A 12,539-nucleotide genomic window follows, 5' to 3' on the forward strand; every position below is an offset into this window, starting at 1 on the left:
CGTCAAAGCTGCGGCGATTACTGTATCAAATACAGTAATGCGGGGAATACAGCCTTCCCGCCCCTTATACACAGAAATAAGAGTCCGGAACAAGACCCTTATCTCCATCCTTGCTGTTATGTTATTTACTCGCGCGGGGAGAGCCCGGATACGTAAGCTAAGAGCTTCATATCCGGCTATCCCCCCAGCATGCATGATCCATTACTGTTTATTCTGCGCTACGCCGGACGCTACTTTCAGACGAAGTGCGTTCAAGTGGATGAAGCCCGTCGCGTCATCCTGGTTGTATGCTTGGGACGGATCGGCTTCCATCGTCGCAATGTCTGGGTTGTACAGGCTGACCGGGCTTTGAACGCCGGCGCCGATTACGTTACCTTTGTACAGCTTCAGACGAACGACGCCCGTTACGTTCTTCTGGCTTTCTGTAACAAGCGCTTGCAGCGCAAGGCGCTCAGGAGCGAACCAGAAGCCGTTATAAACGAGGGTAGCGTATTTCGAGATCAAGCTGTCGCGCAGATGCATGACGTCGCGGTCCATCGTGAGCGATTCCATTTTGCGGTGAGCCGTGAACAGAATCGTACCGCCTGGCGTCTCGTACACGCCGCGGCTCTTCATGCCTACGAAGCGGTTCTCCACCATGTCGACACGGCCGATGCCGTGCTTGCCGCCCAGCTCGTTCAGCTTATTCATAACGCCGAGCGGGCTCAGCTTCTCGCCGTTAATAGCTACACAATTGCCTTGCTCGAACGTCAGCTCGACATACTCAGCCTGGTCCGGCGCATCCTCTGGGGATACACTCAGAACGTACATATCCTTGCACGAATCTGCACTTGCGTCGAACCAAGGATCTTCGAGCATACCGCTCTCGAAGCTGATATGCAGCAGGTTACGGTCTGTCGAATACGGCTTCGCTGCAGATGCCGTCACCGGAATACCATGCTTCTCGGCGAAAGCAATCATCTCAGCGCGGCCTGGGAACTCATTACGGAACTGCTCGCTGCGCCAAGGAGCGATCACTTCGATCTCCGGCGCGAGTGCTGCTGCTGCCAGCTCGAAGCGGACTTGGTCGTTACCTTTGCCCGTCGCGCCATGCGCAATAGCCGTTGCGCCTTCAGCGCGTGCAATTTCAACCATACGCTTAGCGATCAATGGACGCGCAATCGACGTACCGAGAAGGTATTGGCCTTCATACAGCGCGCCAGCTTGGAACATAGGGAAGATGAAGTCTTTGGCAAATTCATCCTGCAGATCGTCGATGTACACTTTCGATGCGCCGGTTGCGAGCGCTTTGGCCTCAAGGCCGTCAAGCTCTTCACGTTGACCGATATCAGCCGTGAACGTAATGATCTCAGCATCATACGTTTCTTTGAGCCATTTGAGAATAACCGATGTGTCTAGTCCGCCCGAGTAGGCAAGGACGATTTTTTGTTTTGCCATGATTGCTAACGCTCCTCTATGATCGAAATAATAATATCTCAATCGGCGCGGGTTGCGGCACTACAGGAGATGCCGACCGCATCCGATGCTGCTTACATAATGGCAGCCATAATGGCCTTCTGCGCATGCAGACGATTCTCTGCTTGGTCATAAATGATCGAATGCGCGCCGTCGATAACGCCTTCGCTCACTTCTTCGCCGCGGTGCGCCGGCAGGCAGTGCATGAACAGATAGTCTTTCTTCGCGTATTTCACGAGGTCTTCGTTCACTTGATAGTTCGCGAACGCGATCTCGCGCTCCTTCTGCTCCGCTTCGAAGCCCATGCTCGCCCATACGTCCGTGTAGACGACGTCCGCGCCTTCAATTGCTTCACGCGGATCGCGGCAAATCTGAATATCAGAGCCTGTTGCGGAAGCGACCGCTTTCGTCTGAGCGACGATATCCGGGTCCGCCTCGTAGCCCTCCGGCGATGCGACGGACATGTTCATGCCCAGCTTTGCGGCGCCCATGAGCAGCGAGTGCGTCATGTTGTTGCCGTCGCCAATGTAGGCGATCTTCAGTCCTTCAAGCTTGCCCTTGTGCTCCAGAATCGTCTGGTAGTCGCACAGCGCTTGACAAGGATGCGCTGCATCCGTCAAGCCGTTAATGACCGGCACCGTCGAGCTGCGCGCCAGATCGATGACGATTTTGTGCGCGAACGTGCGGATCATAATGCCATCGAGATAACGGGACAGCACTCGGCCCGTATCCCAGATCGGTTCGCCGCGGCCAATCTGCAGATCGTTGCGGCTAAGGAACAGCCCCTGGCCGCCCAGCTGATAGATACCGACCTCGAACGATACGCGCGTACGCGTCGACGACTTCTCGAACACCATGCCGAGCGTCTTGCCTTTGAGCGGTTGATACACTTCGCCGGCCTTCTGCTTCCGCTTAATCTCAATCGCTAGATCGATCAGGTAGCGAATCTCCTCCGGAGAGTAATCTGCCAAGGCGATAAAGTCACGTCCCTTGAGCGATACTGCCAATTCCTCATTCAATGTATGCTGCATCGTCTAATACCTCCTATAACGTCAGCAATGAGCCATTGCTGTCGATCGATATGCCGCCTATTTCAGCCGCTTGTTCAGCAGTTCTGCCAGAATCGTTACCGCCTGGTCAATCTCTTCCTTCGATACGAGCAAGTTCGGCAGCAGACGCAGCACATTCGGTCCTGCGGATAGCACGAGCAAGCCCTTCTGCTGCGCTTCCTCAATAATCGGAGCGACCGGCTCCGCACATTCAATGCCAATCAGCAGGCCAAGACCGCGAACGTCCTTCACAAAATCGTTATGCGCAACCTTCGAGCGAAGCTGGCTCTTCAAGTATTCGCCCTGATTCGCTGCACGCTCCGGCAAGTTCTCTTCAACAATCGTCTCGATCGTTGCTTTCACCGCTGCTGTCGCGATCGGAGTTCCGCCGAACGTTGAGCCGTGACTGCCCGGACCGAATGCCGAGCGAAGCTGCTCCTTCGCCGCCATTGCGCCAACCGGGAAGCCGCTTCCGAGACCCTTAGCCATGGTGAAAATATCCGGTTCAACGCCGTAATGCTCATGCGCAAACAGCTTACCCGTTCTTCCCATGCCCGTCTGAACCTCATCGATAATAAGCAGCGCGCCGCGCTCGCGGCAAAGCTTCACGAGCCGGTGCAGGTAAGCCGGGTCAACCGGGAATACGCCGCCTTCCGCTTGGACAAGCTCGAGCATAACAGCAGCCGTTTTATCGGTTACAGCTGCATCAAGCGCCGCCAAATCGTGCAGAGGAATGTAGGTGAAGCCCTCCGGAAGCGGAGCGAACCCATCCTTTACCTTCTGCTGTCCCGTTGCCGTCAGCGTTGCCAATGTCCGTCCATGGAACGACTGCGCGAACGTTACAATCTCATAACGACCGTTGCCCAGCACGCTCTGCTGGTAGCGGCGCGCGAGCTTGATCGCCGCTTCGTTCGCCTCTGCGCCGGAGTTGCAGAAGAAGACCGCATCCGCTCCGCTGTTCGCCGTAATCAGTCGTGCTGCTTCTTCCTGATTCGGAATATGGAACAGGTTCGAGACGTGCCACAGCTCGTCCAGCTGCTTCACAAGCGCTTCCTTCACCCGCTTCGGAGCATGGCCTAAGTTCGTCACGGCAATGCCGCTGACGAAATCGAGATATTTGTTGCCTTGATCATCCCATACCCAGCTTCCTTCGCCTTTCACCAGCGAAATTGGATATCTGGCGTATGTCGGCAGCAGCGCATCACCCGCCGCCGTTAGTCCGTTCTGAGCTGACGCTTTCTTCACCGCTTCGCTCATGTTCACTGCTCCTCTCACTTGCCCTAGCAAAATATAACCTAACGCACAATACGCGTCCCAATACCGCCTTCAAGCACGGCACGGGTTAGAACGCCCGGCTCGTCGCCTTTAACGATCACAACTTCACTTACACGCCCTTGAATACATTGAATCGCCGCCCGAACCTTCGGGATCATGCCGCCGTAAATTTCGCCGCTTGCGATCATCTCTTCAATCTCCGCCACCGTAACGGTTGGCAGCACCTGCTTCTCGCCATCGACCGTCTTCAGAATGCCTGGCACGTCTGTAACAACAATCATCCGCTCGACGCCGAGATGCGACGCAACCGCACCGGCCGCCGTATCCGCGTTAATATTGTAGCGCTGTGCTGCATCGTCAATGCCGATTGGAGCGATGACCGGAATATAGCCCATCGCCATCACGCCTTCGATGACAGCCGCGTTCACTTCCGTAACGTCACCTACAAAGCCGATCTCATGACTGTTCGCGACCGGCTTCGCTTGTATGAGCTTGCCGTCGACGCCGGATAGACCGAGCGCCTTCGCGCCATTTTGTCCGATTTTACGTACGATTTCTTTGTTAATCTTCCCTGCCAGCACCATCTCGACGACGTCGAGCACTTCATCGCTCGTCTTGCGAAGCCCGTTCACGAACTCCGTCTCGATGCCGAGCTTGCCGAGCGTATCGTTAATGGCCGGACCGCCGCCGTGCACGATAACCGGACGGACACCCGACTGTTGAAGCTCTCTAAGCTCTGCAAAAAAGCTGTCCGGCAGCGCCGCAAGCGTGCTGCCGCCGCATTTCATGACAAACCGTTGATCCATATTCGTCCGTTCTCCTTCGCCCTTCGCTTATGTCCGGTAAGCCGCATTGATCCGGACGTAATCATACGTCAGGTCGCAGCCCCATGCCGTTGCCGAGCCTTCGCCGTTATGCAGGTCGACGTGAATAACGACCGTGTCACCCTTCAAATATTCGAGTGCCGCATCCTCATCGAAGCCGACCGGACGGGACTGCTCCAGCGTCACGATGTCGCCGAGGCGAATATCAACCGTGTCTACGTTGACCGGCTGGCCCGCGCGTCCGACTGCTGCAATAATACGGCCCCAGTTCGCGTCTGCACCGAATACAGCCGACTTCACAAGCGACGAGCCAATAACCGTCTTCGCAATAGCCCGTGCCGAATCATCGCTTACAGCACCGCGCACTTGTACTTCGACGAGCTTCGTTGCGCCCTCACCGTCACGCGCGATCGCTTTGGCAAGCACCTCGCACACATAACGGAGACCAGCTGCAAAAGCGTCCCAGCCCGCATGGGCCGGCGTCAGCTTCTCATTGCCCGCAAGGCCGCTCGCCATCGCAACGAGCATATCGTTCGTGCTCGTGTCACCGTCGACCGTAATCATGTTGAACGTCAGGTCGGTCGCTTGGCGAAGCAGCTGCGTCAGCTCCGCACTGCCAATGTTCGCATCCGTGGTCACGAAGCCGAGCATCGTCGCCATGTTCGGGTGAATCATACCGGAGCCCTTAGCCGCGCCTGCAATATGCACCGTCTTGCCATCCAGCTCAAGCTTGACGCACGCTGTTTTCTCGACGAGGTCGGTCGTTAGAATCGCCTGGTTAAAATCGTTCGCGCCCGCCTTGTCAGCGGACAGCTTCGCCGGAAGCTGCTCAATGCCGCTGCGTACGCAGTCCATCTTCAGGTTCTCGCCGATAACGCCTGTCGATGCAACAGCGATATGTGCGGCAGGAACGCCGATCGCTTCCGCAAACTTCGCGCGCATCTCGTAAGCGTCAGCCTCGCCCTGCTTGCCGGTGCAGGCATTCGCGTTGCCGCTGTTGACGATAACGCCGCGCAGCAGCCCTTCCTCGCCAATGCTGTTCTTCGTCACGAGTATCGGCGCCGCTTGGAATGCATTCGTCGTATAGACGCCGGCTGCCGATGTCGGCACTTCGCATATAATAGCGCCCAAGTCATGACGCGTCGTTTTTTTGAGGCCGCAGTGCAAGCCGCCTGCTCGGAAGCCGCGGGGCGTCGTAACGGAGCCGTCCGCTACGATTTCGAATTGTGCCATCTTTCTTCTTCTCCTTTGATTGTGCAAATGGCAGACGTCCCATCATAGTTCGCCACTATCTGGTTCGTCGCATCTATGTTATAGAGAGTGGCTGCTCCCTGACTCTATGAGCAGGTCGCCACAGCCTTTTTGGAACTTATGGATAAACCGGAACAAAGTTAAGGCCGAGCGATTCGTCCCAGCCCATCATCAGGTTCAGGTTCTGAATCGCCTGACCTGCTGCGCCTTTGACGAGGTTATCGATGACGGAGATGATCGTCACCCGACCCGTACGCTCATCCACGCTAAAGCCGATATCGCAGTAGTTCGAGCCCCATACTTCCTTCGTCTTCGGCCATTGGCCGACGCCGCGCACCCGAACGAATTTGCGTCCCTCATAATATTGGCGGTACAGCTCGACGAAATCGGCATCTTTATATTTACCTAAGACCGTCGCATACATCGTGGACATAATGCCGCGCGTCATCGGTACAAGATGCGTGGTGAACGTCGTCGTCACCGGCTTGCCGGCAATGTCAGACAGCACCTGCTCGATCTCCGGAATGTGCTGATGCTTATTCACCTTGTACGCGCTGAAATTCTCGTTCAGCTCAGAGTAATGCGTACCGAGGCTCGCGCCGCGGCCCGCACCGGATACGCCGGACTTCGCATCAATAATGATCGTCGCCGGATCGATCCATCCTGCCGCTACAGCCGGTACTAGGCCGAGCAGCGTAGCGGTCGGGAAGCAGCCCGGGTTCGACAGCAGGTCGACGCCTTGCACGCGTTCGCCGTATACTTCGGCCAAGCCATAGACAGCCTGTTCGAGATATTTCTCGTCAGCTGGCGTCTTCTTATACCACTGCTCATAGAGAGCAGCTGATTTCAACCGGTGGTCGCCGGAAATATCGATCACTTTCAGTCCCGCTTCGAGAAGGTCCGGCGTCAGCTTCGCCGCAACGCCTGCAGGCGTCGCCAGAAACACGACGTCCGCCTTCGCGGCAATCGCCTTCGGATCGATCCCGTCCAGCAGGTCAGTACGGATCTCTGTCAAATGTGGATACCCTTCTGCAATAGGCGTTCCTTCACTAGAAGAAGAAGTAACCGACGTCACCTCGACATGCGGGTGGCTGGCCAGCAAACGGATTAATTCTACACCGCCATAGCCGGTCGAGCCGATGATCGCTGCATTTATTTTATTCGTGCTCATTAACGCCTCTCCCATCCGTTATCGAAATCGATAATCTAATTGTTATAGTATCGTATAGTCTGCCGCGATACAGTCAGCGCTACTGGTGACCGTGACAGGACTAAGACGTTTAGGGCTATTCCTAATTCCTCATTGTACCATGTTTCAGCTGCAAAGTGGAAAATCCGTTTCGATTCATTGTTTCGTATTATTATACATCCGCATTCATATAAATACAACGACAAAAACGCGGCGGAAGCCGCGCTGTTATCACATTTTTAGTTATTCCATTTTGAATCCTTGCCCGACCACTTCCGCTGTGTTGCTAATAATGACGAATGCTTTCGGATCGACCGTCCGTACGAGCTGCTTCAGCTTCGCCACCTCGTTCTGGCTGACGACGACCATCAGCACCATCCGTCTCTGGCCGGTGTAGCCGCCGTGCGCTTCCAGCTCCGTCAATCCCCGGTCAAGATCGGTCAGCACCGCTCCGGCCAGCTCCTCCGACTTGTCGCTAATAATAAAGGCGACCTTCGACAGCGCCAGTCCCGTCTGGACGAGATCGATCGTCTTGCTCGTTACGAATAAAGCGATCAGGGCGTAGAGTGCATTCTCCGGTGCAATAAAAATGCCTGCCAGCACGATAACGAGCCCATCGAAGAAGACGACTGTGATGCCGAGCGACAAGCCCGTATATTTGTGCAAAATTTGCGCGGCTAAGTCGGTGCCCCCGGTCGAGCCGCGCCCCCGGAATACAAGCCCCAGACCGATACCGACGCCTACTCCGCCGTATACAGCCGCGAGCAGCTCATTGCTGGTTGGCGGCGGCCATTGCGCTGTCAGCAGCACGAACAGAGGCAGCACAATCGATCCGAGCAGCGTCCTTAATGCGAATTTCTGGCCAAGCAGCCACCAGCCGGCGAAGAAGAGCGGTATATTGAGCGCCCATTGCGTATAGGCAGGCTGGATACCCAGCACTTGCTGAACAATGATAGACAAGCCTGATATGCCCCCGGAGGCGATACCATTCGGAACAAGAAACAAGTTGAAGCTTATGGCAATAATGAATGCACCAGCGAGCAGCTGAACGATGCTCTTGAGAGCTTGCGCGCGCGGATCGGACGGCCCGCTGCCAGTGAACCGGCGGCGCGGCTTCGATGAGGAGGTGGATGCAGGTTGTTTCATGATGTAGACGCCTCCTTGGTCGGGTATGTAGGACCATAATATGTGCCTCGTTCTATTATCGCTCGGCATACTGCTGGAAATGTATGCAGCAGTATAAAATAAAAAAGCCACATGCGAGCTGTTACACTCGCATGTGGCGAAAGGTTATACGTACGCCTACGACAATATAAGCGAATCATTTTGCAATAAAAAAAGTAACCCGCCACAGGTTGACCACCTGTCGGGTTACTTTCACTCCTAAGCAACTTCTTGGAGGTCGAGCCGCCCAAGAAGTTCTGTGCAGGGAGAGCGTTATACGCACTCCGTATTCTATTCCCCCGGCTCCTGCCTGATCTGGCTGCGCAGATAGCCATCGATGAAGGCGTTCAGGTCCCCGTCCATGACAGCGCCGACGTTGCCTGTCTCCACGCCTGTACGATGGTCCTTGACCATGCTGTACGGATGGAATACATAGGAGCGAATCTGGCTGCCCCAGGCGATGTCGGACTGCTCGCCGCGGATCTCGGCCAGCTGCTTCTGCTGCTCCTCGATCTTACGCTCGTACAGCTTGGAACGGAGCATCTTCATCGCGCGGTCGCGGTTCTGAATTTGCGAGCGTTCCGTCTGGCAAGCCACAACAATGCCCGTCGGAATATGCGTAATCCGGATCGCTGATTCCGTCTTGTTAATATGCTGGCCGCCTGCACCGCTGGAGCGGTACGTATCAACCTTCAGATCATCCGGCCGAATCTCGATCTCAATGTCGTCCTCGATCTCCGGCATGACGTCGCAAGACACGAACGACGTATGACGTCGTCCCGACGCATCGAACGGCGAAATGCGGACGAGACGGTGCACACCCTTCTCCGCTTTCAAATAGCCGTATGCGTTATACCCTTTGATCGAGATTGTAACACTCTTAATGCCCGCCTCGTCACCTGGCAAAAAATCGAGCACCTCGACCTTGAAGCCGTTCTTCTCCGCCCAGCGCGTATACATCCGGTACAGCATTTGGCCCCAGTCCTGCGACTCCGTACCGCCTGCGCCCGGATGAAGCTCGAGAATCGCGTTCAGCTTGTCATACGGCTGGCTGAGCAGCAGCGTCAATTCGAATTCGCCGATTCGTTCGACAAGCCCGCTTACGCTCTCCGCAAGCTCGGCCTCAAGCGATTCGTCGCCTTCTTCCTCTGCCAGCTCCAGCATCGTCATCAGATCCTCATGATCGGCCGTCAGCTTCTCGTACTTCTCTACGGTCGATTTAATTGCGTTCAGCTCCGAAATGACGGATTGCGCCTTATCGTTATCATCCCAGAAATCCGGCGCCGTCATCTTCTCCTCGAAATTCGCGATCATCTCTTGCTTAAGATCTAAGTCAAAGAGACCCCCTGAGCTCTTGGAGTCGCTTCGCCATATCGCGCAGGTCTTGCTTTACCTTAACGTCCAACATGGTTGCTTCACCTCAAAATCATAATTCCCGGACCCTCTACACGATATGCCGTGCAATACCGGACGTGAACAGAGGCGGACAGCGCGATCCTCTTCGCGCGTCCGCCATCTGAAAGTGCTGCTATACGCATTGCCATGCGGGATGATACCCGCAATCCGCTTAAGCTTACGCTTTGCCGTGGCAAAGTTTATATTTCTTGCCGCTGCCGCAAGGGCATGGGTCGTTCCGGCCGATTCGGTCCGCTTCAGAAGCTTTCGCCGGACGCTTCGCCGCCGGTTCGCCACCGCCGCCTGATTCCGTCTGCCCCTTCGCCACTTCTTGGCGCTCGAGATTGTTCTCAACATGCGCCTTCATAATATACTTCGCAACTTCTTCTTGGATGTTCTCGATCATTTCCTTGAACATCTCGAAGCCTTCGAATTGATACTCACGAAGCGGATCGGTACCGCCGTACGCGCGCAGATGGATACCTTGACGGAGTTGATCCATCGCATCGATATGATCCATCCACTTGGAGTCTACAGCGCGGAGCACGACGACCTTCTCGAACTCACGCATCGTCTCAACGCCGATCTGCTGTTCGCGCTCGTCATACAGTGCCTCGACCTTGCTGTTCAAGAGCTCAATAATCTCTTCCTTCTCTTTGCCCCACAGCTCTTCAGCCGTCAATGTACCTTCTTGGAGCAGGTTGTTATGCGCATAATCTACGATTGCCTGCAGATCCCAATCTTCCGGAATGTCCTCCGCGCAATGAACTTCGACAATACGTTCGATGACCGGCTTAATCATATCCGTCACGATCGTCCGGATGTTCTCGGAATTCAGTACCTCACGGCGCTGCTTATAAATAACCTCGCGCTGCTGGTTCATTACGTCGTCATACTGCAGGACAATCTTCCGCATGTCGAAGTTGTTGCCCTCGACCCGCTTCTGCGCAGACTCAACCGCACGCGAGATCATACGGCTTTCGATTGGCTGATCCTCGTCAAAGCCGAGACGCTCCATCATGCCCATTATATTCTCAGCGCCGAACCGGCGCATCAGCTCGTCCTCAAGCGACAGATAAAATTGTGATGAACCCGGGTCACCTTGACGTCCTGCACGACCGCGCAGCTGATTGTCGATCCGACGGCTCTCATGCCGTTCCGTACCGATAATATGCAGGCCGCCCAACTCGGCTACGCCTTCGCCCAGCAGAATGTCGGTACCGCGACCCGCCATGTTCGTCGCAATCGTAACCGCGCCCGCTTGGCCTGCGCGCGAGATGATCTCTGCCTCTTCGGCATGGTATTTCGCGTTCAACACCTTGTGAGGGACCCCGCGCTTCTTCAGCATTTCGGATACGCGCTCGGAGTTCTCAATTGATACTGTACCAACGAGCACCGGTTGCTTGTTCGCGTGGCGCTTCACGATCTCTTCGACAACCGCTTTGTACTTGCCGTTCTCGGATTTGTACACGACATCTGGCGCGTCCTTCCGAATGTTCGGACGGTTGGTCGGAATTTGAATGACCTCAAGGCCATAAATTTTCTTAAACTCTTCTTCTTCTGTCTTCGCCGTACCGGTCATGCCGGCCAGCTTGCGATACATCCGGAAGTAGTTCTGGAACGTAATCGTTGCGAGCGTCATGCTCTCGTTCTGTACTTTAATTTGCTCCTTGGCTTCGATCGCTTGATGCAGACCGTCGCTATAACGACGTCCAGCCATGAGACGACCCGTGAACTCGTCGACGATGACGACCTCGTCATCCTGTACGACGTAGTCGACGTCACGACGCATAATCGCATGCGCCTTCAAGCTTTGCTGGATGTGGTGATTGAGCAGAACATGGGCATGATCGAATAGATTATCGATGCCGAACGCCTTCTCTGCCTTCTCCACGCCGGCTTCCGTCAGCGTAACGTTCCGGAGCTTGATGTCAACCGTATAATCTTCTTCTTCCTTCAAACGGCTGACGAAACGATCGGCTGCAAAATAAAGCTCCGTCGATTTCGCAGCTTGTCCGGAAATGATAAGCGGCGTTCTTGCTTCGTCAATAAGGATGGAATCCACTTCGTCAATGATGGCATAATACAAAGGCCGCTGTACCATCTGCTCCTTATAAAGGACCATATTATCGCGCAAATAATCGAAACCAAATTCATTGTTCGTACCGTATGTGATGTCGCAAGCATAAGCTTCCTGCTTCTCAGCGTGCGACAGGCCATGAAGATTGCAGCCAACCGTCAAGCCGAGAAACTCGTACACTTGACCCATCAGCTGGCTGTCGCGCTGTGCCAAGTAATCGTTGACGGTAACAACGTGAACGCCTTTGCCCAGCAATGCATTCAAATAAACCGGCAGCGTACCGACGAGCGTCTTACCTTCACCTGTCTTCATCTCGGAAATCTTACCTTCATGAAGCACCATACCGCCGATCAGCTGCACGTCGAAATGACGCATACCAAGCGTACGCTTCGCCGCTTCGCGAACCGTAGCGAACGCCTCCGGCAGCAGATCGTCAAGCTCCTCACCTTTCGCAAGGCGCTCACGGAATTCTGCTGTCTTCCCGCGCAGCGCCTCGTCCGATAGCCCTGTAAATTGAGGCTCTATCGAGTTAATCTCTTCGACGACCTTCATACAACGCTTAATCTCGCGTTCGTTCGCATCGCCGAATATTTTTTTGACCAATCCGAGCATCAGCAACCGCCCTACCTTTCATCGTACCTTATTCAATACGCTTCTTCCTTGCAGACCGCCGACATCAATCGGATGTTATGAGGGCGGTTACGCTTTCTCTCAATGCCTAAATTGTAACAGTTTGAGAACCTTGTCGCAATCCGCTTGCATTAGTTTCCAGCATCCGACAGATGAATTTTGTCCTCTAAACGTAATGAAGCCCCTTCTCCTGAATGGAAAAGAGGCTGTCCATATTGTTCAGCTAG

Annotated in this window: 9 protein-coding genes; all 9 read right to left on the minus strand. The window is 54.9% G+C overall.

The genetic code is table 11. From position 1 onward, the window contains the following. Positions 1-201: 201 nt before the first annotated feature. The 9 genes from PXY01_RS07490 to secA all read right to left on the minus strand — a co-directional run bounded on the left by PXY01_RS07490 (position 202) and on the right by secA (position 12,294). On the minus strand, positions 202-1,437 hold the full coding sequence (locus PXY01_RS07490; RefSeq protein ID WP_127568909.1) for an argininosuccinate synthase: 1,236 nt from the start codon (positions 1,435-1,437) through the stop codon (positions 202-204). Positions 1,438-1,529: 92 nt separating this feature from the next. Further along, positions 1,530-2,486, minus strand: coding sequence for an ornithine carbamoyltransferase (gene argF, locus PXY01_RS07495; protein ID WP_127568911.1), 957 nt, complete (start codon positions 2,484-2,486; stop codon positions 1,530-1,532). A 57-nt stretch (positions 2,487-2,543) separates the two neighbouring features. Then, entirely contained in the window at positions 2,544-3,761 is a 1,218-nt protein-coding gene (argD, locus tag PXY01_RS07500; protein ID WP_127568913.1) for an acetylornithine transaminase, read from the minus strand. 38 nt (positions 3,762-3,799) lie between these two features. After that, a complete protein-coding gene (gene argB / locus PXY01_RS07505) occupies positions 3,800-4,585 on the minus strand; it encodes an acetylglutamate kinase (protein ID WP_127568915.1) in 786 nt (261 codons plus the stop codon). Positions 4,586-4,612: 27 nt separating this feature from the next. Continuing rightward, positions 4,613-5,836: a bifunctional ornithine acetyltransferase/N-acetylglutamate synthase gene (gene argJ, locus PXY01_RS07510; protein WP_127568917.1), complete on the minus strand. Its 1,224-nt coding sequence runs from the start codon at positions 5,834-5,836 to the stop codon at positions 4,613-4,615. Between the two features lie 136 nt (positions 5,837-5,972). After that, the gene (argC, locus tag PXY01_RS07515; protein ID WP_127568919.1) at positions 5,973-7,025 is read right to left on the minus strand and encodes an N-acetyl-gamma-glutamyl-phosphate reductase; all 1,053 of its coding nucleotides are present in this window, start codon (positions 7,023-7,025) and stop codon (positions 5,973-5,975) included. A 261-nt stretch (positions 7,026-7,286) separates the two neighbouring features. Beyond that, positions 7,287-8,189, minus strand: coding sequence for a YitT family protein (locus tag PXY01_RS07520; RefSeq protein ID WP_127568921.1), 903 nt, complete (start codon positions 8,187-8,189; stop codon positions 7,287-7,289). 309 nt (positions 8,190-8,498) lie between these two features. Continuing rightward, positions 8,499-9,615, minus strand: a protein-coding gene (gene prfB, locus PXY01_RS07525; protein ID WP_127568923.1) for a peptide chain release factor 2 whose coding sequence is annotated in 2 segments (ribosomal slippage) — positions 8,499-9,542 and positions 9,544-9,615 — 1,116 coding nt in all. Because the reading frame shifts where the segments join, the coding sequence is not laid out codon by codon here. A gap of 165 nt (positions 9,616-9,780) precedes the next feature. Continuing rightward, positions 9,781-12,294, minus strand: a complete 2,514-nt coding sequence (gene secA / locus PXY01_RS07530) for a preprotein translocase subunit SecA (protein WP_127568925.1) — start codon at positions 12,292-12,294, stop codon at positions 9,781-9,783. Between the last annotated feature and the right edge of the window lie 245 nt (positions 12,295-12,539).

Origin of the sequence: Paenibacillus xylaniclasticus (assembly GCF_004001065.1) — a bacterium.
Classification (GTDB): Bacteria; Bacillota; Bacilli; order Paenibacillales; family Paenibacillaceae; genus Paenibacillus_T; species Paenibacillus_T xylaniclasticus.